The organism is Collimonas antrihumi, from assembly GCF_018304965.1.
GTDB classification, from domain to species: Bacteria; Pseudomonadota; Gammaproteobacteria; order Burkholderiales; family Burkholderiaceae_D; genus Collimonas; species Collimonas antrihumi.
In genome coordinates this window covers 1-21463 of record NZ_JAGQED010000030.1, presented here as the reverse complement: position 1 = coordinate 21463, position 21463 = coordinate 1, and the positions used below count along the sequence as shown (strand labels likewise).

Genomic DNA, 21463 nt, shown 5'->3' with positions numbered 1-21463 from the left:
AATTACAGTGAGGCTGCTGCCAGCGTTCAGCTGGCAGCAGCGTGCTCGAGGCAGCCTAGTTGAGCGGGGCAGGGACTGGTTCACCACCCTTGAATCGATAGATCGTCACCGGCGCATTCTTGAGGTTGTGTCCGACGTCAAATTCATAGTCGCCGACCACGCCTGAATATTTCAGAGCCGCCAGCACAGGACCAAATTTGGCTGGATCGGTGGAGTTGGCTTTCTTCATCGCTTCTGCAATCATCAGCATGCCGTCGTAGAAATACGGTGCGTATGTGAGTGGCGCTTTGCCATAGATTTTCTGGAAATCACTCAGGAAAGTCTTTTCCGTGGTCTTGTTGCCCAACACGGTGCCCCCTTGCACGCAGTACAGCTTGTCGTTGACGACTTCGCCGCCGAGCTTTCCGGTTTCCGCATTGCAGATGGCGTCTCCGCCCATCAGATAAACCTCAAGCCCCAATTCTTTCATCTGACGTTTCATCGCAGCGGCCTGCGTGAAGTAGCCGCCGTAGAAAATGCCATCAACCTTTTTGCCTTTGATCGAGGTCAAAATGGCGCTGAATTCGCTTGCTTTATCATTGGTGAATTCACGACTGACAATGTCGATTTTATTGGCCTTGGCTGCTTTCAGGAAAGCGTCGGCGACGCCTTGGCCGTAGGCGGTGCGGTCATCGATGACCGCAATTTTTTTCAATTTCAATTGCTTGGCCGCATATACAGCCATGTCTCCGCCCAACTGGTTATCGTCCGGATCTAACCGAAACACATGTTGGTAACCCTGCTCCGTAATACGTGGATTGGTGCCAACGGTAGCCATGACGATACCGGAATCGTTGTAAACTTTTGACGCTGGAATCGCTACGCCGGAATTGTAAGGCCCCAGGACCGCTTTGACTTTGCTATCCACTAATTTTTGGGCGACCGCGACACCCGCTTTCGGATCGCCCTGATCGTCTTCTGACTCCAATTGAAACGTTACCGCTTTGCCGGCCACTGTGAACTTGCTCCTGTTGAGCTGGTCGATAGCCATTTTGGCGCCGCTTTCATTGTCTTTTCCAGCCTGTGCCTGCGAGCCGGTCAGCGGGCTGGTGAGGCCGATCTTGACGATCTCCTGTGCCGCCGATACGCCGCTGATTACCAAACTGCAGGCCAGACAAATTGCTTTGCTTGTAAAGTTCATCTTCATTTCTCCCGGGTCGTTAATTAGAGATCAATTTGCAAGAATCGTGTGGATCAAAGATTCACGCCAATGGATTTTTCGAATCTATCCTAGTCATTTCACTGATCTATACCGATTCAAACATGATTCATGCTGAGTTCCGCATAGTGCTGAAGGTATTGATAAATGCCATGGTTGTCGACTTTTCAGAGCAGTTGATTTCCACTCCCTTACTTTGGTGCGACCGCCTAATTTAAATATATTACAAATATATTTGCAAGGTATTATTTTCGTCGCGAAAATTTTTTCCATTGGATTTTTTTTAACCAATCCTGGCTATTTTGTTGATCTATACCGATTCAAACAAGAATCACGCGGAGTTCCGCACAGTGCTGAATTTATTGATAAATGTCATAGTCATCGGCTTTTTTTGAGCGGCATGTTTCATCATTTAAATATATTGCAAATATATTTGTGAGACATTATTCTCACTGCGAAGTCGCATTTTTCAGCACCGGTGGTGACACCAGTCAGATGTATTTTTTTTAAAGGAGCCGCACATGTCGTTACCAAAATGGGAAGGCGTATTCCCCGCTGTTACCACAAAATTCAAAGAAAATGAGGATCTCGATCACGCTGAAATGGAACGGCATTACGCCTTCCAGATCGATAGCGGCGTGCATGGTTTAGTTACCTGCGGATCGTTGGGTGAAGCCAGCACCTTGTCGCTGGATGAAAAGCTGGAAGTTACCAAGATCGCGTTGTCTGTCGCCAACGGTCGTGTACCGGTGCTTGCTAACGTGTCCGAATTGCGTACCAAAGACGCCGTGCATTTCGTCGAGCAGGCCGCCAAGCTGGGCGTGCAGGGCTTGATGGTCATGCCATCAGTGCTGTATGTGGCCGATGCCCGCGAGGCCAAGGATAATCTACGCACCATTGCCAACGCGGCGCAATTGCCGGTGATGGTCTACAACAATCCGGTGGCCTATCGAGTCGATCTGACGCCGCAGGATTTCGTCGAGCTGGCGGACTGTAAATGGCTGGTGGCGATCAAGGAGTCGACCGACAACATCCGCCGCATCACCGACCTGCGCAATGCTCTGGGAAATCGATATCAGCTGTTCATGGGGGTTGACGATCTGGCTTTCGAATCGCTGGCAATCGGCGCCGACGGCCTATTGGCTGGTGTCGTCGTCGCCTTCCCGAAAGAAACGGTGGCGCTGTACACGCTGATGAAAGCCAAGCGCTACGAGGAAGCCCTCAAGCTGTATCAATGGATGACGCCGCTGCTGCATCTGGATGTCTCGACCAAGCTGGTGCAAAACCTGAAACTGATTGAAGCGATGGCGGGAGTTGGCAATGAATTCGTGCGTCTTCCACGTCAGCCGCTGGCTGGAGCAGAGCGTGAGCGTGTTACCGCGATCATTCAGAAGGCGATCGATACGCGTCCTGATCTGCGCAAATTCCAGATCGGTTAATAAGATAGTTGAACGTAACGCCGGTTTTTGAGCGGACCTGGGTAGATCTGCTGGCGCCTGTCATCAATTCGCCGGCGTAGCTTGCGAGAAGCCGTAAGCCATACGACGGATTGCGTTATTACTGGCATCAGCAATATAAAAAAATGGATTTTTCTAATCTTTGGGAGCAAGACATGAAGAAATCGATTCTGATTGCAGGATTGTTGGGTGTTGTTGGCGTGGCGCAAGCACAGACCAACGTCACAATTTATGGCGTTGTCGATTTAGGTATCAACTACACCAATAATGACGGTGGTAAAAAAATCGTTCAATTGGAAAGTGGCTATGCACAAGGTAGCCGCCTTGGTTTTAAAGGAAATGAAGATCTGGGTGACGGCCTGAGTGCTGTGTTCCAGCTTGAAAACGGCTTTGCTGCAGATACCGGAAAACTGGGTCAGGGCGGTTTGTTGTTCGGACGTCAGGCGCTGGTTGGCTTGTCGAGCAAAACGGCAGGTACCGTCACGCTGGGCCGTCAATACGATTCCTTGGTCGATTACCTCGCGCCGATGACAGCGAATGGCAACTGGGCTGGTTATCTGCTTTCGCATCCGTTGGATAACGACAATACCGACAACTCGTTCCGCATCAATAATTCGGTTAAGTACGCTAGCCCTACTTTTAGCGGATTCACATTCGGCGGCCTGTATGGCTTGGGCGAAACGGCCGGTGATAGCACTAAAAACCGTACCTATAGTCTGGGCGCGAGTTATGCCAACGGTCCATTGTCGGCTGGCCTGGGCTACTTGAATTTGACGCGTACCGGCACGACTGCGAGCGGTTCTATCACGCCGACTGATGCTAATTTCCTGGCCGATAAGCAAAAGATCTTTGGCGCCGGTATCAATTACGCGTTTGGTGCGACGACGCTCGGGTTCGTGTACACGAACACCAATCTGACTAATCCAACCGGCGGAAATGGTTATATCAGCTCGTTTGCACCAGCTGTCGGGACATTGAATTCGCTTAAGTTGAGCAACTACGAAATCAATGCCAAGTATCAATTCACGCCAACGTTTTACGCCGGTGCGATGTATACCTATACGCAAGGAAAGTACGACACGACGGTTGGCAATGCTAAGCCAAAATGGTCGACCCTGGGCTTGATGGCCGATTACAATTTCTCCAAGCGGACTGACGTTTATCTGCAAACCGTCTACCAAAAAGTTGGCGGCGATTTGACCGGATCGTCACTTGATAAAGCGTACATCCCTGGTGCTGGCGGCGTTTCGGATAATGACAAGCAATTTGTCGTCCGCGTAGCATTGCGTCACAAGTTTTAAGCGGAATCCGGGTATTGCCAGTTGCCGCGCTGCTTGTGTTTGGCGCGACAGGCTGCAATACCTTGCAATTTTGTCGATTAGAGGTAGTGGCGAGACGTCCTTGGGAGCCCCCCAGTTTGCCCACTTGTATTTGAGTGGGCATTTTTTACGTATTGATCCGCACCAAAATGCGATAACCCATTGAATAAGGCCTATGACGTAAATCTGGAGGAAACGGGTGAAACAAACGACATTTTCCGCGGGTGGTTTTGAAAAATACGGAAAGACGACACGTCGAGCATTGTTCCTGAGTGAGATGGATTGCGCGGTGCCATGGTCGAAGTTGTGCAAATTGATCGAACCGTACTATCCAAAAACCGGTAGCGGCCGGCCGCCAGTGTTACTTGAGCGTTTGCTGCGGGTGTATTTTTTACAGCATTGGTTCAAGCTGTCTGATATGGCGGTCAATGACGCGTTGTATGAATCGATATCGATGCGCAGTTTTGTTGGCGTAGATCTGGGGCTTGGTCCGATACCGGACGAAACTATGATGTGCAAATTTCGTCATCTTCTGATGCGTCACGAGCTGGATCATTGTTTGATTGAAGCGGTTGGGCGCAGTCTGCAAGAACGCGGCATGAAGGTTGCCGGCGGTATCATCGTTGATGCGAGGATCATTGCGGCATCACACACGTCTTTGGCTTTGCCAAGGTGCGCTTTCGCGACATGATGAACGAGTGCGGTCGATGTATCATTGAAAACCTCGACGGCAGTGGTGCTGATGACCTTGCTTGGCACGTATGAGCACTATCTGGGATCGGTTGACAAAATTATGTGCTGGCGCCGGCAATTTGATAGCCAATGTCATCAATCCGATATCTATCGTTTGCGCATGGCTTTTGCGGCATATGATATCGAAGAAGTATCCACCTGGCTGCGGTGTCGCCAGGCTCTGGCAGTCAATCGGGCAGAATGCAGGGCAAGAAAATAAAGGTAGCACGCAATGAAAAACGCAATGACCAAAACTGAAACCAGTCGCCGCACCGTACCTGCACCCAAATTGCGTGCAGCCGATATCGCGTATGACACCTTGGAAAACCTGATCGTGACACTACAGATCCAGCCCGGCGCGCCTGTGGTTGAAGCCGATCTGGTCGAAATGACCGGGCACGGGCGCACCCCCTTGCGCGAAGCGTTGGTGCGGATGACCTCGAACGGCTTGATCAAACAGATGCCCAGGCGCGGTTTGATCGTCAGTGACATTGAAGCAGCCGAACATCTGACGCTGATCGAAACTCGGCGTGTGCTCGATCAACTGATCGCCCAAAGCGCCGCGCGCCTGGCTACGCCGCAGCAACGCAAAGATTTACTGACTTGCGCAAAACGGATGGTGGCTGCAGCCAAAAAGGATGATTTGGGTGCTTACATGCAGGCGGATCAGGAGCTCGATCATGTGGTTCACGCGGCCTGTCGCAATCCGTCGGCCGTGACGGCTGTGATTCCACTGATCATCAAGTGCCGGCGCTTCTGGTATGCCTTCCAGCACGAGGGAGACATCGTCGAAGGCGCCAAATGTCATATGCTGATGGCCTCTTCGGTCGCTGAGGGCGATCCAAAGAACGCTGCAAAAGGAACCAACGCGCTGATCGACTATTTGGAATTGTTTGCGCGCAAAATTATAGATAATTGAACATACTTTAACTAAGAAAATAATATGACCATTACAGGGAAGTCGCTTATCGGCAGCAGCTATAGCACCAGCAACGGTACTGTATTTCAGGCCTTTGATCCGACGCTGGGGACGGAGATAGGGCCGAACTTCCATAGTGCGGACCAGTGCGACGTCGAGCATGCCTGTGATCTGGCGCAAGCCGCATTCGATATCTATCGAGAAATTAACCCGGAAGTGCGTGCAGGGTTTCTGGAAATGATTGGCCAGTACATCCTCGACATTGGCGATGAACTGATCGTTCGCGCCATGGCTGAAAGCGGTTTGCCGCGCGTGCGCCTGGAAGGCGAGCGAAGCCGCACCATAGCTCAGCTACGTCTGTTTGCTGCGGTGTTGCGCGAAGGCTCGTGGAACGATGCCCGCATCGATCCGGCAATACCTGAACGTCTACCGCTGCCACGCGTCGATTTACGTCTACGAAATATTGCGATCGGTCCGGTAGCGGTGTTTGGCGCCAGTAATTTTCCTTTGGCATTTTCGGTTGCAGGCGGCGATACCGCAGCAGCGCTAGCCGCTGGTTGCCCGGTTGTGGTCAAGGCGCATCCGGCCCATCCTGGCACCTCGGAGCTAGTCGGGCGTGCGATTCAACAGGCGGTCGTCGCCAGCAAATTACCGGAAGGCGTGTTTTCGCTGCTGACCGGTATTGGCAATGCTCTCGGAAGCATGCTGGTGCAAAATGCACAGATTCAAGCAGTCGGTTTTACCGGTTCGCGCCAAGGTGGCCTGGCGCTGATGAAAGTAGCAGCGGCTCGGATGCAACCGATTCCAGTGTATGCCGAAATGAGCAGCATAAATCCGATTTATCTGCTGCCGGCAGCGTTGGCAGCGCGGGCTGACACTATCGCCAGGAATTTTGTCGATTCGGTTACCATGGGAGCCGGTCAGTTCTGTACCAATCCGGGACTCGTGTTAGGCCTGGCTGGTGCTGATTTTGAGCGCTTTGCACAGCTGGCGGGAAAGGAATTCACACAACGCAGTGCGGCCACCATGCTGACTGCCGGCATCCATGCGGCGTATCAACACGGTGTCGCCACGTTAGCTGCACAAGCCGACGTCAAACAACTGGGACAAGGTGTGGCTGCTGATGGTTATCAGGCAACGCCCACATTGTTTGCCACTAGCGCGCATGCCTTCCTGAACAACCCGAACTTGAGCGCAGAAGTGTTTGGCCCGGTATCCTTGATGATCGCGTGCGAGAATGAGGCGGAGTTACTACAGGTGACTGAGCATCTGGAGGGGCAGTTGACCGCAACCCTGCAAATGGATGATGGTGATAAGGCACTGGTGCGCCGTCTGTTGCCCCTGCTGGAACGTAAGGTTGGCCGGATTCTGGCAAACAGTTTCCCGACCGGTGTTGAAGTTTCGCATGCGATGGTACACGGTGGTCCGTTCCCGGCCACCTCGGACAGCCGCAGTACGTCGGTCGGTAGCGCAGCGATTTATCGCTTTCTCCGTCCAGTGTCGTACCAGAATCTGGCGCAGGATTTATTACCTGCAGCGGTACAAGATGCCAATCCGCTGCACATTTGGCAGCGACGTGACGGACGGTTGTGGAGGTAAGATTTGCGCAGCTTTATACGCATTCATTGGGACGCCGGGTTCCCATCCAATTGGGTAAGCTTCTCCTGAAAATTGGCCTGCCATCTCGGAGTAGGCCTGAAGCGAATAGGCAATATGCGTGATTAAGAAATTTCCTACATATGATTAGAACAATTCCGCTATCTATTCTTCTTGAGATATTGGAATATTTGTTACCGCCATTTCCCCAGCAATCAAATGTCCAAATCCGCTCCTCGCAATTGCGACATACCGGTGGATAAAGAGATGCGATCTGACAGGCAATCCCGCTTCCGGCCGGACAGATATCACCCTGTAAATCTGACGAGCACTTATGACGAAAATAATGTTATATGGCAATATCATGGGTAATGGACAAGCGGGGAACGGGCGAATTGAAAAAACAGGTCAGGTTCAATCGATAGATTTTTGGAGAGTGCATGGGTAAGATTTTGATCGTCGACGATCATCCGGTGATCCGTATGGCAGTGCGTACTTTGCTGGAACGCGAAGGGCACAGCGTGGTGGCCGAAACCAACAACGGCATTGACGCAATAAGCCTGGCCAAAGAGTTGACGCCAGACTTGATCGTGCTCGACCTGACCCTGCCCAAGCTGGATGGACTGGAAGTAATTGAACGGCTCAAAGCCCTCAATATCCCCATGCAAGTGCTGGTGCTTACCTCGCACAATCCGCTGCATTTCGCGTTCCGCTGCAAGATGGCCGGCGCCGCCGGTTATGTCTGGAAGCAGGGCGATCTGAACGAACTGGTCGATGCTGCCAAGGCGATTCTCTCCGGGTATACCTATTTTCCCAACCTGGCCGCACAGGATGCCCGTTTCGGAGGTCATCAAGTCAATGAGACCGAGCAGCTTGCCAGTTTATCCAACCGCGAGATGGTAGTGCTGCAATGCCTGGCCCAGGGCATGTTGAACAAGGACATTGCCGAACGCATGCTGATCAGCGACAAAACCGTCAGCACCTACAAGACCCGCTTGCTGCTCAAGCTAAACATGAGTTCACTGCTCGAACTGATCGAATTTGCCAAGCGTAGCGGGGTCGCTGGCGAAGGGTGACCACGCCGTATCTCTTTATACCGCTATCGCTTCAAATCCCGATAGAGAATGTCATGCGAACTAATTGCTTCTAAGTAGACAAGTCGAATGCCGTCATCGACCGTATAGCCGAGTAGATATAACTGGCCTTGACCTCTAAATTTATACACAAAGAGATCAGCAAGGTCGCCCTTTTTACGTTCTCCAAGCTTTGGATCGGTCAAAATCACATCAACTGCGTCATCAACGTCAACAGCGATGTTGTCATGCAATTTTTTATATTGGCGAGAAAATCTGCGTGTCTGCCTGGCTTCGTGGCTCATTTGATCCGACTTCCAGGAACGAATGGCACTGCTTGTTCGCGCGGTTCAGACATCGCGGCCATGCGGCACTGTTTTGCCACTGACGCATCCCATATGATTTACAGAAATATTGCCAGTTTCAATCAGATATTTCCTGCATCCAATCCCGACAGCGCCATGCAAAATGGCAGATATTGAAAACTGTCGGGAGCAACATTGAACACCATCGCCGAACTGTCCATCCTGATCGTCGAAGATCATCCCTTGCAACAAAAACTGCTGGTCGAACAGCTACACCGATGGGGGTGCAATTCGGTAGCTGTCGCCAACGATGGCGTCGAGGCGATGAGGGTATTGGCGCGCTCGCCGGTGGATGTGGTTGTTTGCGACATCAACATGCCGAACATGAATGGGCCCCGCTTCGCCGTTGCGCAAGGGGAGCTGGCGCGCAGCACCGGGCAAGCCTTGCCTATGCTGGTCTGGATGAGTTCGGAGGACCGTAATGTGCTTGATCTGCACATCATGCTGGCGCGCGAAGCTGGTTTCCCTGGAGTGTGCGCCTACAGTAAACCGCCTACGGCGTCCTCAGTCTTGCACATACTAAAAGACGCTCTTTCCTTTAAGGATGGCGGAGTGATGTGAATGAGGGCGCTTTTATGGATTGCAGGGCGATGTACCCATCCCGTCAAGCGTCTGCAGCAGCCGAAACCGAAACCATGTGTTGTATCTTCAAGCGAAAAACAAAACGGTCGTCGCCTGCATCAACAAGACATTGCTCATATTTGACGCAGATGAGATGTTTTAACAACAATTTACAAAAAAACGGCATTAACGGAATTTTCCTACGTGATTGCCATACGTCCCCGACATCTTTTCCTTCCGCAAAAAATTAGACTGACGTCACTCCAGTTAAGGAGCTTTCGTCAACCTAATAGGATTCTACATCGTGAAAAAACAAGCACTCATCATTTCCCTGCTGGCCGCATCCGCCTTCGCCTCCACATCAGCCTTTGCTGCAGACGGCACAATTGATTTTACCGGCGCCATCACTGCGGTGACTTGCTCCATTAGCGGCGGCACGCCAGGTTCAGGTACTGGCGACTTCAACGTAACTTTGCCGACAGTGCAAGCCTCGGCATTTACCGCCAATCCTGCAGCTGGCTCCACAGGTTACAACATCTACATTGGTGCAGCGGGTGAGGCAGGTTGTGTGAACGGCACGCTGGCCGCGGTTCACTACGAAGCATCAAGCCCTATGGTTGATCGGGCAACCGGCCGTTTGAACTTGCTGCCAGCTAGTACAGCTGCTGGCGTACAGGTGCGTATTTTGGATGCATTGGCAGGTAATGCGCCAATCAACCTGTTTACCAACGTTGAATCTACTCCAGTTACCGTTGTAGGTAACCAGGCAACTCTGCCATTTATCGCTGAGTACTACGCTGCAACTCCTGCTGCGGTCACTCCAGGTAGCGTTCTCAGCAATGTCAACTATTCAGTGACATTTAACTAATCCTGTAACGCAGACGTTGACGCCGGTTTGTTAGCGTCGCATTTAGTCTGAATGCAATCCATCTCATTCCCGGATGGGATGGATATTTATTTTGTTTTGTTTTTTGCCTGACGAGGAGAGCAGAAATGCGCTATCTGACACACTTGTCCCGCTCTTTTGCCATAGTGATATTGGGCCTCGCGGGATTAATGAGCTTGCCTGCGCAAGCCGGTATTGTGATTGCTGGCACCCGTACGGTGTATCACGCAGATGATCGTGAAGTCACGATAAAACTGACCAATGATGATAAAAAATTTCCCCGTCTGGTACAGGCCTGGGTGGACGATGGTGATGAAAAAATCAGTCTGGATAAACTCGATGTTCCGTTTACGCTGACGCCGCCGGTATTTCGGGTGGAACCCGGGAAGAGCCAGGCAATACGTATGGTGTACACCAAAGAGCCGTTGGCAACTGACAAAGAAACGTTGTTTTGGCTCAATGTGCTGGAAGTGCCACCGAAAGTCGGTGAAGAAGATGAAAACCAGCTGCGTTTTGCCTTTCGCATTCGTACCAAAATATTTTTCCGCCCAGCCAAGCTGGCAATGAAGCCGGAGGATGCGCGCAACGCACTCACATGGTCATTGGTCAAGGACGGAGCAAACCAGGTATTGGAAGTACGTAATCCATCTCCCTATTATGTATCGTTCCAGAAAATAGCCCTGGCGATCGGTGAGAAAGAGATCGACAGCCCGGATTACGCCATGGTGGCCCCAGGTGGTACCCAACGTTACATGTTGAAGGATGCACCAGCGACACTTGGCGCCGATGCCAAAGTGAAGTTCTCAATTGTTGATGATTTCGGCGCATTTATTCCTGTTACCTCTCCACTGACTGCCCACTAAGACTCTCTGGGCCTGGGCAGCGTTTGCCCAGTCAGTTGGCTGCCACTCTATAAGAGTTGGTGAACACATATTAGTGGTAATACGACTGTTTTCCAGCACATCCCACCTGTTTTGTACGCCATCCGCTGAGCGGACGGTGGGCTGCAATTTTGCTTTCATATTTGAGTGACCCATGAACCGATCTTCTGCCCTGTCAACAGCGCGCACCAGTCGCCACAAGCGTACCGATTACGCGGTATGCCAACCGCGTTTGCTCAGCATGCTGGTATCCGGTGCGATCGCCAGTATGCTGGCGCCATCGGCGATTGCCTCTACTGCCATACCGATGGCTGCCGCAGCGATGAAATTCGATAGTGGATTTTTTCCGGGTGGTTTCTCAACTACGCCAGTGGATGTGTCGCGCTTCGAGGTTGCAAACGTCGTCCTGCCGGGCACTTACCGGGTCGATATCAGCGTCAATCAAAACCGTCAAGGGCGGGAAGATGTCACGTTTTCCACGTTACCGGACCAAGACAATGCGGTTCCCTGTTTTGATCGCGCGACCTTAATCCGGTTCGGTGTCGACCCGGACAAGGTCGCACGGGGTGAGGGTAGCCGTTCCGTGGAAGATGTCGCCGCCCATCAAATCCCGGATGGTCCGTTATGTGGCGATCTGTCCACGTGGATTCCTGGTGCGACGGTAGTGTTTGATGCGGGGGAACAATCGCTAGAGATCAGCATTCCGCAAATTTTCATGGATCGCTCAGCCCGTGGCTATGTCGATCCAAGTCTGCTTGATAGTGGCGTTACCGCGGGAATATTGGGTTACAACTTCAGTACATCGACCGCTACCGGTAGTGGACGAGGCACGCAAGCTTACCTGGGCTTGAATGCGGGCGTCAATGTCGGTGATTGGCGTTTGCGGCATCAAGGCGCCATCAATTGGAACTCCCAGTCTGGTGCTGTGCCTTATCAAAATACTGCCACCAATATACAACGTGATATCACAGCCCTGAAATCGCAGCTGATTATCGGGGATACGTTTACCACAGGCCAGATTCTCGATAGTGCTCGGATACGCGGTGTAACGCTGTCAACGGACGACAGGCAACTCCCGCATTCGCAGCAAGGTTATGCACCGGTGGTACGTGGCGCCGCAGAAAGCAATGCCCGTGTTACGGTTAGCCAAAATGGTTACACGATTTATGAAACCACGGTATCGCCAGGGCCTTTCGTCATCGATGACCTGTATCCCACCGGCTATGGCGGCGATTTACTGGTCACCGTAACTGAAGCCGATGGCCGCAAGAGTACCTTCTCGGTGCCCTATGCCGCGGTGCCGCAGTTGCTGCGCCCCGGTGTCACCAAATATAGCGTCTCGGCAGGTCAGCTCAAGCAATACGGTATCAACGCCGAACCGTTTGTGATGCAAGCTGCCGTGCAGCATGGCGTAAATAATATTGTCACCGTTTACGGTGGCTTGATCGCGTCCGAAGGCTATATGCAAGCAAAAGGGGGCGCCGCGATCAGCACCCCGATTGGCGCGGTTGCAATTGATGCGTCGACCTCCAGCACACAAGTACCGGGTGGCGGCAGTACGCTAGCCGGTCAAAGTTTCGGCATTACTTATAGCAAAAATATCCCGGAAACCGGTACCAATTTCGCTTTGGGCGCTTATCGTTTTTCCACCGCCGGTTATCTGGGCTTGCAAGATGCGGCGAATCTGCGTGATATGGCGGATCGGGGCCTGGACACCAGCGGCGTAAGCCGCCAGCGTAGCCGTCTGGATTTGAATATCAGTCAAAAAGTCGGTGCAGGTAGTCTCTTTCTCTCCGGTAGCGCGACGGACTACTGGGGTGGCAGTGTCGGCCGCCAAACCTCCTACAGTGCCGGTTATGGATCCAGCTGGCGCAAAATCAACTGGAATGTGTCGGTCCAGCGCAGCCTGGCACAGGCCGCCACATTGACCCCGGAACAATTGCGTCAACAGCAGTTCGATAATGTGTTCTATGGCGCCGGCGCCAACAATAGCCGTGCCGGCAGCAGCATCATGCTGTCCTTGTCAATGCCATTAGGTAACGCTGGCCGCGCGCCAACGCTCAACAGTTCCATGACGCGCAATACGGGCGACAACAAGGGCAGCAACTTGCAGGTAGGAGTAAGTGGTACGGCAAATGAAGACCGTACCATAACCTACGGCGTGTCTGGTAACCACAACGACAGTGGCAATAGCCGCAGTAGCACATTCAATGGCAATCTGGGCTATCAGGGCAGCGTGGCCACGCTGAATAGCGGTATCAGTCAATCCGGCAACACCGGTCAGATCTCGTTCAGTGCCAGCGGTGGCGTGGTGGCGCATCCGGGCGGTGTTTCGCTGGCGCAGACGTTGGGTGACACCATCGGCGTTGTGCATGCACCAGATGCCGAAGGTGCGGCGGTCGGTGGCACGGTTGGCGTTACCATCGATCGTCACGGTTACGCAGTCGTACCTAATTTGCAATCGTATCAAAACAATGCCATTACGATTGATCCCAAAGGATCATCCAGCGATATTGAATTTAAAGACACCAGCAAAACCGTTGCTCCGCGCCTGGGTTCTGTTGTGATGGTTGGATTTGAAACCGATAACAGCCGCGCCGTTGTCCTTAAAGTTACGCGTGCCGATGGCGCATCGTTGCCCTTTGCTGCAGAAGTATTTGATGCCGCCGGCAAGGTGGTGGGGGTGGTTGGACAGGGTAGTAAAGCGTTCGTGCGTGGGGTGGAAGACAGCGGTACCTTGACCGTTAAATGGGGTAGTACGGCTGATAGCCAGTGCCAGGTTGCTTATCAATTGCCGGCCCCGGTGAAAGGAAAGATCATTGCGGACATAGTGCAGGGGCAGTGTATGAATGGGGAAATTTCTGCGGATGAAAATTCTACCCCACTGGGATCGACGGAAAAGTCGATGAACGCAAAGGAAAATTCATCTTTTTAAACTATTACTAGTTTGCATGAGGTAACTTCATATGAAAAAAATTCTTTATTCTTTATTTACGCTGTTGATATTAGGTATTTCAAATTTTGCTCAAGCACAGGAATGCCGAAACCAAGTAATTGGCGGTGCACCTGTCCTACCAACGCCATTCAACTACACCATTCCAGGGCTTAATAATATAACTGTCGATCCGACTGTTCCCGATGGAACGGTACTTTATACTTTTCCCAGAGTTGATACACGTACCATAGGGAATGCTAGGGGATGGAATATGTATTGCACTTTAGGTGTTGGAATTGCTGACGCCAGAGGAATTGGCACAAGAGGAGCGTATGAAACATATCCGACACCGTTCCCGGGGATTGGTTTACGTATCTATGGAGACGGTGCTGGCGGAGCTTGGACACGGGGGACTTGGCCAAGAAGTTACGACTATGGCCCCGTCGGCGATCCTTTGGGTAATCGTTATTTGGAATATGGTGGGGGTGAATTTTTTGCTTTAGTTAAAACAGGGGTTATCAGTGCTTCAGGAACGATACCCGCTCGGGAGGTTGCGCGAGCAACCGTTAGAAGTCAGTCTATTGTAAGCCTCTCATTCAGAATGGGAGCTATTACGATCAATCGCCGGGCCCCTGCTGTCCCGACCTGCTCCGTCAGCACACCCTCTCAAAATCAATCAATTAATCTGGGGAATGATTACAAGCTGTCCGACTTTGCCGGGGTGGGCAGTATGACGCCGACCAGAGATGTCAATATTGCGCTCGATTGCGCGGGCGGCGATGCGGGGCAAAGTGCCAGGATATTGATGACCATGAGCGATGCCACCACGCCAGCGAATCGAACCGATATTCTTTCTTTGGGCGCTGCCTCCACCGCTAGCGGAGTCGGGGTACGGATAGAACGGGACGCCGCCGGGACACCGGTAGTGTTCGGCGCTGACTCCAGTGCCATCGGTAATCCCGGGCAATGGGAGGCTGCTACGGTGGCAACCGGAACGCCTACTGTGACGATCCCGCTAAAGGCGCGCATGATACAGAGCGCGCCAGCTATCACCGGCGGATCGGTTAGGGCGCGTGCGACGTTTACGATGGCGTATAACTGATGTGCGGTTAAGCGGTGTCCATCTTTTTGTATTGAGCGGCACCGCAAAAATTTCTATCGGCCGCCATCTCCCAGCAAGTGGGAAACTACCTTGCGATTTATCAAAACAAGTACACCGGATTGCTTACCTTAGCATTGCAGTAGAAAATAGGTAAGGTCCGCACTTATTGTGCCCGCACTGTGCTATATCCGGTCTGCGGGCTCACGCGATACCGATGTAGACATCCGCGCGGAGTGAATGCGTGCGCGGACACGATGCACCCACTCTATCAGGCTTTTCAAACCGGTCCATCCTTACGGTTTGCAACAAGCAAGGCTTGACGCTTCCTCTTCAATCGCCAAAAACAGTTGGCGCCTGCATCAACAAGTCATTGCTCTTATCCAACGCAAGTGTGGTGCTTTAACAAAAATTGACAAATAAAGAGCGTTAACGGATTTTTCCTACAGCGCCGTCATCCATCCCCGACATCTTTTTCCTCCGCAGAAAATTAGACTGACGTCACTCCGTTAAAGGAGCTTTCGTCAATCTAACAGGAATCTACATCGTGAAAAAACATGCACTCATTATCGCCCTGCTGGCCGCATCCGGCTTTGCCTCCACTTCCGCCTTCGCTGCAGACGGCACCATCAATATCACTGGTGAAATCAAGGGACTGACTTGCTCCGTCTCCGGCGGCCCTGGCACCACGCCAGGCACGGGCGGCGACTTTGGCGTTGAATTGGTGACAGTGCAGACAACAGCATTGGCAGCAGCCGGTAGCGTAGCCGCTGCCAAACCTTTCTCTATCCAGCTGGGTACAGCCGGCGGCGCTACCTGTCCGGACGGCACCCGTGCCGCGATCCTCTACGAGCCGACCAGCCCGATGATCAATCCCGTCACTGGCAACCTGCGCAATACCGTTGGCGCTACTCACGCGACCAATGTTGAAGTACAGATCCTGGATGGCAATAACGGCAATGCAGCGATGAACCTGGCTTCCGGTGTTGCTTCGGCCGAGGTGACGGCAGCCGGCGGAACTGCAATGTTGCCATTCATGGCGCAATACATCGCCGTCGGCGGCGCAGCTACCGTGGGTCTGGTCGACACCAGCGTGCAGTACTCCGTTACTTATCCTTAATTCAAGCTGATTTGACGGCAATTAATTGAATTTGCAAGAAGCCCGCATCCAGCTCAGTCGGCTGGGCGGGCTCCGTCTTCCCGAGAAAATAAAATGACCCATTTAAGCTCCGTGTTGCAACGCTATTTGCCCCTTGTCTGCCTGCTCCTCGCTGGCTACCTGACGGTATTGCCTGCGCAGGCCGGTGTAGTGGTCAGCGGCACACGCCAGATTTATCCCGCGCAAAGCCGCGAAATTACCGTTCAAGTGACGAACGATGATAAAAAAATGCCGCGTCTGGTGCAGGTGTGGCTGGACGACGGTAACGAAAAACAGACTGCCGAGCAGGCCGATGTGCCGTTTACCATCACGCCGCCAGTGTTCCGGCTGGAAGCAGGCAAAAGCCAGACGCTGCGCCTGGTCTATACCAAAGAGCCGCTGCCTGCCGACAAAGAATCAGTGTTCTGGCTGAATGTGCTGGAAATACCACCCAAAGTCGACAGCGGCGAAGAAATCAATCAGCTCCGCTTCGGTTTCCGCATCCGCACCAAATTATTTTTCCGTCCACAAGGCTTGGCGGGCAAACCGGCAGATGCTGCATCCCGACTAAGCTGGTCTTTGCTTAAAACTGAGCATGGCAGTGAGCTGGAAGTGCGCAATCCCACACCGTATCACGTGTCGTTCCAGGCGGTGGCTTTAGCGCTGGGCGAAGGGATGAACGCCAGGTTGAATCAGAGCGATCAATACGAAATGGTCGCCCCCGGCGGCATCCAGCGTTATCTGCTCAACGAGAAGGTTGGCGCGTTGCCCGCGGGCGCTCATGTGCAGTTCTCCATGATCAATGATTTTGGTGCTTTCTTGCCGATGCAGGCGCCGTTACTGCCGGCATCGAACTGATTTCCCCATGATTTCGCCTTCTATGCCGAGCGCGGCTGGGACGATTTTGCTTGCCTGTGCCACTGACCTACTGCTGTTTTTTTTGAAAAACGACTATGCAATCACCCACAAAATCTATCGCTAACCGCACGGCCCGTAACGCTCTCGTGACGGAGCTGGCAATGCGGCCGCGTCTGCTGAGCGTGCTCATCGGCAGCATATTTTCCGGCGTGCTGGTATCTTCGGGCGCTGCCGCGGCAGCGATGAAATTCGATGTTGGCATGTTCTCTTCAGGCGGCAGCAAGGGTGTCGATTTTTCACGTTTCGATAAAGGTAATGTCGTGTTGCCCGGTACTTACGGCGTCGAGGTGGTCGTTAACGAAAATATGCAAGGACGGCGCGATGTCACCTTCAGCGTCGTCGACGGTCAGGACAGTGCAACAGCCTGCTTTGATCGTGCCCTGTTGGTCCAGCTTGGCGTCGACCCAGAGAAGGTAGCACGCGGCGACGGTACCCGTAGCGAGACTGAAGCCGCTGCCAATCCAATTCCGGATGGCCCGCTATGCGGTGATCTGGGTATCTGGATACCGGGTGCAACAGCCTCGTTTGATGCAGGCGAACAGGTATTGTCCGTCAGCGTGCCGCAGATCTATATGAATCAGTCGGCGCGCGGCTATGTCGATCCTTCGCAGTGGGACAACGGTGTCAATGCTGCGCTGTTAGGCTATAACTTCAGCACCTCCACCGCTACCAGCGGAGGCGGCGGGTCGCAATCGTACCTGGGCTTGAACGGCGGCATCAATGTAGGCGATTGGCGCTTGCGCCACCAAGGTGCGCAAGCCTGGAATTCAAATACCGGCCGCGTCTCCTATCAAAATACCGCGACGTATCTGCAGCGCAGCCTTGCCGATTTGAAATCGCAACTGATTGTCGGCGACAGTTTTACCAGCGGCCAGATCATGGACAGCGTGCGTCTGCGCGGCGTTAGCATAGCTACCGACGACCGTATGCTGCCGCAATCGCAGCAAGGTTATGCGCCGGTGGTACGCGGCAATGCCGACAGCAATGCAAGAGTCACCATCACCCAGAACGGCTACAAGATTTACGAAACCACGGTATCGCCCGGCCCCTTCGTCATCGACGATCTGTTCCCTACCGGTTACGGTGGCGATCTCGATGTCACCGTAACCGAGGCCGATGGCCGCAAGAATACCTTTGTCGTTCCATTTGCAGCCTTGCCGCAACTGTTGCGTGCGGATACCACCAAGTACAGCGTCGCCGCCGGTCAGCTGAAGCAGCACAGCGTTGACGACAGTACTCCGTTTGTGATGCAGGCATCGATCCAGCATGGCGTCAGCAACGCCGTCACCTTATACGGTGGCGCTACAGTCACCTCGGGGTATACCCAGGCCAAGGGCGGCACGGCAATCAGCACGCCAATCGGAGCGATCTCGCTGGATGCTACCGTCTCGCGCACCAGTGTGCCGGGTAATAACAGCCTGTCAGGGCAAAGTTACGGCATCTCCTATAACAAAAACATGCCCGAAACCGGCACCAATTTTGCGTTGGGTGCCTACCGCTTTTCCACAGACGGCTATCTGAACCTGGCCGATGCCGTCAATGTCCGCGATCTGGGCCGTCGCGGCGAAGACATCAATCAGTATGCGCGGCAGAAAAGCCGACTGGATATCAACCTCAGCCAAAAGCTGGGTGACGGCACGCTGAGCCTGTTCGGCAGTTCGATTGATTACTGGAACAGCAGCCAGGGCCGTCAAACCTCCTTTACCGCAGGCTATGGCTCGACCTGGCAGCGCATCAACTGGAACCTGTCGGTACAACGTTCGCGCATCCAGGACAGCAAGCCGCTGTCCATGCAGGAGCAGAGCGACGACGTGTTCTTCGGACCGTCCTACAACAAAGGCCGCATCGACAATCGCATCATGCTCACCTTGTCGATGCCTCTGGGCCAGGAGTCGCGCGCACCTAACCTGACAAGTTCCATGAGCCGCAACACCGGCGACAGCCGCGGCAGCAATCTGCAGGTCGGCGTTAACGGTAATGTCGGTGAACAGCGCAATATGAGCTATGGCGTCTCCGCCAGCCGCAACGGCAACGATGGCGGCAGTAGCGAAAGTTTCAACGCCTACGGCGGTTACCAAGCCAGCGCCGCCAATCTGCGCGCTGGTTATAGCCAATCGAGAAACAGCGGCCAGCTTTCGTTCAGCGCCGATGGCGGTGTTGTTGCACATGGCGGCGGGGTGGCGTTTTCACAAGGCTTGGGCGATACCGTCGGTCTGGTTCATGTGCCGGATGCTGAAGGCGCTTTGCTCACCAGTGCCTCTGGTGTCAAGGTAGATAGCCGCGGTTACGCCGTCGTCCCGTATATGACGCCGTTCCAAAACAATATCATCGGCATCGACCCTAAAGGCATGTCTGAACATGTGGAACTGAAAGAAAGCACGCAAACCGTGGCGCCAACCTTAGGTGCGGTGTCGCTGATCAAATTCGCCACTGTCAGCGGTCGCGCCGTTATCGTCAAAGCCATGCAGGAAGATGGCAAGCCTCTCCCGTTTGCGGCGCAGGTATTTGATGAATCAGGTACAGAGGTCGGTGTGGTCGGTCAAGCCAGTAAAGCCTTTGTTCGCGGTATTGCGGATCGCGGATTGCTTACTGTGAAGTGGGGCGAAAGCGTCGATAGGCAGTGCCGCATCAGTTATCAATTGCCGGCACAGGTCACAGGCAAGAGGCAAGCAACGGCTGATGTAGTCGAAGGACAATGCGTGTCGAGCCGGGATGCAGGAGTGGCAGCAAGTTCTGCAGAGATCGTTAGCAGGGCTATTGATGTCAAATCTGCAGTGTTTAATGAGAACGACAAAAATCGCTATACCGAAGAAAATAATTTCGAAGAAGGTCAAAAATGAATTCTCTCTTAAAATCAATTTTTGCTTTGGCATTAACGCTATCTGCTTTAGTGCCAAGCGTTAGCCATGCGCTGGCATGCAATGTAGGTGGAGCTGTAGTCGGTACCACCCCCATGGGTACTCAATCAGTGCTCGCAAGTGCCCCGGATGAGACCATCGTATGGGACTCAGGGCCAATAAACAGGAGAGTACATTGCTGGCAGGATGCACCCGCTGCCCCCGCAAGTACAATTCATTTTCACGTTAATCCGCGAAATGCTGCTTTTGCTCCCGGCCTTGTAGTTGGAATCCGTTTTAATGGCGTAGTTTATACGCAGGCAAATGGCCGTATTTTCACAGGGGCGAGCATTGCGGCAGGTCGACTTTCAGTGGTGGATTTTGATCTGTCGTACTCACTCGTAGTTTTAAAACGAGGAAGCTCACCTCCTAGCGGCTCATCTACTATTACAAATTATAGTATTTTCCAGATAGATGGGGATGGTGCTATTCCCAACGCACCAGTTCGCAATTACAATAATCTCACAAGCGGGACTGTTAATTTTACCCAAGAGATGTGTTACATCAGTATACCGCCGGTGGATCTGGGGATTCGCAATAGCGGTGAATTTTCCGGCGTCGGAGGTCCCACTTCCTGGCGGAATTTCCCTATTATATCGAGCAGTTGCGGGGTAGATGTTGCCACGGTCCATATGCGTTTTGACGGTACGGCTGACACCAATAATCCCAATTTATTTGCGCTAAGCCCTGGCGGCGCCAGCGGTGTCGGGATTGAATTGCAGGCTCAGGATGGCCGTACCGTGGTACCTAACAGTGCTGCCAATTTATTAGACTGGGCGCCGGTCGCTACAGGTGGCAACTATCCTATGCGGGCGCGTTACGTTCAAACATTGCCTACCATCAGTCCGGGTGCTGCCAATGGCACGGTGACGGTTCTCTTGAGTTATAACTGACTCGGCTCCCATCTTTCGGAGATTCACAATGAAGACTGTTGTTGAACAACAGTCTTTGGAATCAATATCATGAAAATTTCTTTTTCGAAGGTTCTTGGCTCATTTTGCGCGGTATGTTTGACCGGTTTGCTGTCAGCGCCGGCACAGGCGGATATCGTGTTCAGCAAAACACGCGCGATTTACCCAATGCAGGAACGTGAAATCACGGTTACGTTGAGTAATGAGAATGCAACCGCCCCGCGTCTGATGCAAGCCTGGATAGATGACGGCGACATTAATGGGGCCCCTGAACAGATAGATGTACCGTTTACGCTGACTCCGCCGGTATTTCGCATGGAGGCGGGGAAAAGCCAGGCGCTGCGAGTCGTCTACGCAAGAGAAGATGGTAAGGGCAAGGCGTTACCTAAGGATAAGGAGTCTGTGTTCTGGCTAAACGTGCTGGCAGTGCCCCCAAGGCCGCACGATGCGGCGGTAGTTGTCAATAAAGATGTCGCGTCACTTCAAGCAGCTTGCTTTAGTATTTCCGGCTGAACCCGTTCCGGATTAAGCCAGACCTCGTCCTTCAAATCCCAGTTCCGTGTGGCACCTGACCAACG

At 52.9% G+C, this 21463-nt stretch carries 17 protein-coding genes and 1 pseudogene; 16 read left to right on the top strand and 2 right to left on the bottom strand.

Translation table 11 applies throughout. The features are described 5' to 3' along the window. Positions 1–55: 55 nt before the first annotated feature. Complete coding sequence (locus KHU29_RS19015; RefSeq protein ID WP_246542270.1) at positions 56–1180, bottom strand: branched-chain amino acid ABC transporter substrate-binding protein; 1125 nt, start codon at positions 1178–1180, stop codon at positions 56–58. Positions 1181–1719: 539 nt separating this feature from the next. Here KHU29_RS19015 and KHU29_RS19010 point away from each other — a divergent pair. From KHU29_RS19010 to KHU29_RS18985, 6 genes and pseudogenes are all read left to right on the top strand, one after another. Then, complete coding sequence (locus KHU29_RS19010; RefSeq protein WP_211454739.1) at positions 1720–2637, top strand: dihydrodipicolinate synthase family protein; 918 nt, start codon at positions 1720–1722, stop codon at positions 2635–2637. A 173-nt stretch (positions 2638–2810) separates the two neighbouring features. After that, a complete protein-coding gene (locus KHU29_RS19005; RefSeq protein WP_211454738.1) occupies positions 2811–3956 on the top strand; it encodes a porin in 1146 nt (381 codons plus the stop codon). 217 nt (positions 3957–4173) lie between these two features. Then, positions 4174–4620: pseudogene (locus KHU29_RS19000) on the top strand (transposase); the annotation flags it as partial. A gap of 330 nt (positions 4621–4950) precedes the next feature. After that, positions 4951–5625, top strand: coding sequence for a GntR family transcriptional regulator (locus tag KHU29_RS18995; protein WP_211454736.1), 675 nt, complete (start codon positions 4951–4953; stop codon positions 5623–5625). Positions 5626–5649: 24 nt separating this feature from the next. Further along, a complete protein-coding gene (locus KHU29_RS18990) occupies positions 5650–7224 on the top strand; it encodes an aldehyde dehydrogenase (NADP(+)) (RefSeq protein ID WP_211454735.1) in 1575 nt (524 codons plus the stop codon). Positions 7225–7661: 437 nt separating this feature from the next. After that, a complete protein-coding gene (locus tag KHU29_RS18985; RefSeq protein WP_211454734.1) occupies positions 7662–8297 on the top strand; it encodes a response regulator transcription factor in 636 nt (211 codons plus the stop codon). A gap of 23 nt (positions 8298–8320) precedes the next feature. Here the strand turns inward: KHU29_RS18985 and KHU29_RS18980 are convergent, their stop codons facing one another. Continuing rightward, a complete protein-coding gene (locus KHU29_RS18980) occupies positions 8321–8599 on the bottom strand; it encodes a type II toxin-antitoxin system RelE/ParE family toxin (RefSeq protein ID WP_211454733.1) in 279 nt (92 codons plus the stop codon). A 195-nt stretch (positions 8600–8794) separates the two neighbouring features. Between KHU29_RS18980 and KHU29_RS18975 the strand changes: the two genes are divergently transcribed. From KHU29_RS18975 to KHU29_RS18930, 10 genes are all read left to right on the top strand, one after another. Beyond that, on the top strand, positions 8795–9220 hold the full coding sequence (locus tag KHU29_RS18975; protein WP_211454731.1) for a response regulator: 426 nt from the start codon (positions 8795–8797) through the stop codon (positions 9218–9220). A 304-nt stretch (positions 9221–9524) separates the two neighbouring features. Continuing rightward, entirely contained in the window at positions 9525–10088 is a 564-nt protein-coding gene (locus KHU29_RS18970; protein WP_211454730.1) for a fimbrial protein, read from the top strand. A gap of 125 nt (positions 10089–10213) precedes the next feature. Further along, positions 10214–10969 (top strand): fimbrial biogenesis chaperone, encoded by a 756-nt coding sequence (locus tag KHU29_RS18965; RefSeq protein WP_211454728.1) that lies wholly within the window; start codon positions 10214–10216, stop codon positions 10967–10969. Positions 10970–11141: 172 nt separating this feature from the next. Then, a complete protein-coding gene (locus tag KHU29_RS18960; protein WP_211454726.1) occupies positions 11142–13922 on the top strand; it encodes a fimbria/pilus outer membrane usher protein in 2781 nt (926 codons plus the stop codon). Positions 13923–13953: 31 nt separating this feature from the next. Next, on the top strand, positions 13954–15024 hold the full coding sequence (locus KHU29_RS18955) for a fimbrial protein (protein WP_211454724.1): 1071 nt from the start codon (positions 13954–13956) through the stop codon (positions 15022–15024). A gap of 544 nt (positions 15025–15568) precedes the next feature. Further along, on the top strand, positions 15569–16141 hold the full coding sequence (locus KHU29_RS18950; protein ID WP_211454722.1) for a fimbrial protein: 573 nt from the start codon (positions 15569–15571) through the stop codon (positions 16139–16141). Positions 16142–16234: 93 nt separating this feature from the next. Beyond that, a complete protein-coding gene (locus KHU29_RS18945; protein ID WP_211454720.1) occupies positions 16235–17017 on the top strand; it encodes a fimbrial biogenesis chaperone in 783 nt (260 codons plus the stop codon). 95 nt (positions 17018–17112) lie between these two features. After that, on the top strand, positions 17113–19917 hold the full coding sequence (locus KHU29_RS18940) for a fimbria/pilus outer membrane usher protein (protein WP_211454718.1): 2805 nt from the start codon (positions 17113–17115) through the stop codon (positions 19915–19917). Beyond that, a complete protein-coding gene (locus tag KHU29_RS18935; RefSeq protein ID WP_211454716.1) occupies positions 19914–20867 on the top strand; it encodes a fimbrial protein in 954 nt (317 codons plus the stop codon). Before KHU29_RS18940 ends, KHU29_RS18935 begins: the two co-directional genes overlap by 4 nt. Before the next feature lie 69 nt (positions 20868–20936). Beyond that, a complete protein-coding gene (locus tag KHU29_RS18930; RefSeq protein ID WP_211454714.1) occupies positions 20937–21398 on the top strand; it encodes a fimbrial biogenesis chaperone in 462 nt (153 codons plus the stop codon). Positions 21399–21463: the final 65 nt, after the last annotated feature.

Excerpts from the sequence above, each read along its gene's own strand:
- KHU29_RS19015 (WP_246542270.1), bottom strand. The coding sequence starts at position 1,180 with ATGAACTTTACAAGCAAAGCAATTTGTCTGGCCTGCAGTTTGGTAATC.
- KHU29_RS18955 (WP_211454724.1), top strand. The coding sequence starts at position 13,954 with ATGAAAAAAATTCTTTATTCTTTATTTACGCTGTTGATATTAGGTATT.
- KHU29_RS18940 (WP_211454718.1), top strand. The coding sequence starts at position 17,113 with ATGCAATCACCCACAAAATCTATCGCTAACCGCACGGCCCGTAACGCT.
- KHU29_RS18935 (WP_211454716.1), top strand. The coding sequence starts at position 19,914 with ATGAATTCTCTCTTAAAATCAATTTTTGCTTTGGCATTAACGCTATCT.
- KHU29_RS18990 (WP_211454735.1), top strand. The coding sequence starts at position 5,650 with ATGACCATTACAGGGAAGTCGCTTATCGGCAGCAGCTATAGCACCAGC.
- KHU29_RS19010 (WP_211454739.1), top strand. The coding sequence starts at position 1,720 with ATGTCGTTACCAAAATGGGAAGGCGTATTCCCCGCTGTTACCACAAAA.
- KHU29_RS18980 (WP_211454733.1), bottom strand. The coding sequence starts at position 8,599 with ATGAGCCACGAAGCCAGGCAGACACGCAGATTTTCTCGCCAATATAAA.
- KHU29_RS18930 (WP_211454714.1), top strand. The coding sequence starts at position 20,937 with ATGAAAATTTCTTTTTCGAAGGTTCTTGGCTCATTTTGCGCGGTATGT.
- KHU29_RS18945 (WP_211454720.1), top strand. The coding sequence starts at position 16,235 with ATGACCCATTTAAGCTCCGTGTTGCAACGCTATTTGCCCCTTGTCTGC.
- KHU29_RS19005 (WP_211454738.1), top strand. The coding sequence starts at position 2,811 with ATGAAGAAATCGATTCTGATTGCAGGATTGTTGGGTGTTGTTGGCGTG.
- KHU29_RS18960 (WP_211454726.1), top strand. The coding sequence starts at position 11,142 with ATGAACCGATCTTCTGCCCTGTCAACAGCGCGCACCAGTCGCCACAAG.
- KHU29_RS18985 (WP_211454734.1), top strand. The coding sequence starts at position 7,662 with ATGGGTAAGATTTTGATCGTCGACGATCATCCGGTGATCCGTATGGCA.
- KHU29_RS18995 (WP_211454736.1), top strand. The coding sequence starts at position 4,951 with ATGACCAAAACTGAAACCAGTCGCCGCACCGTACCTGCACCCAAATTG.
- KHU29_RS18965 (WP_211454728.1), top strand. The coding sequence starts at position 10,214 with ATGCGCTATCTGACACACTTGTCCCGCTCTTTTGCCATAGTGATATTG.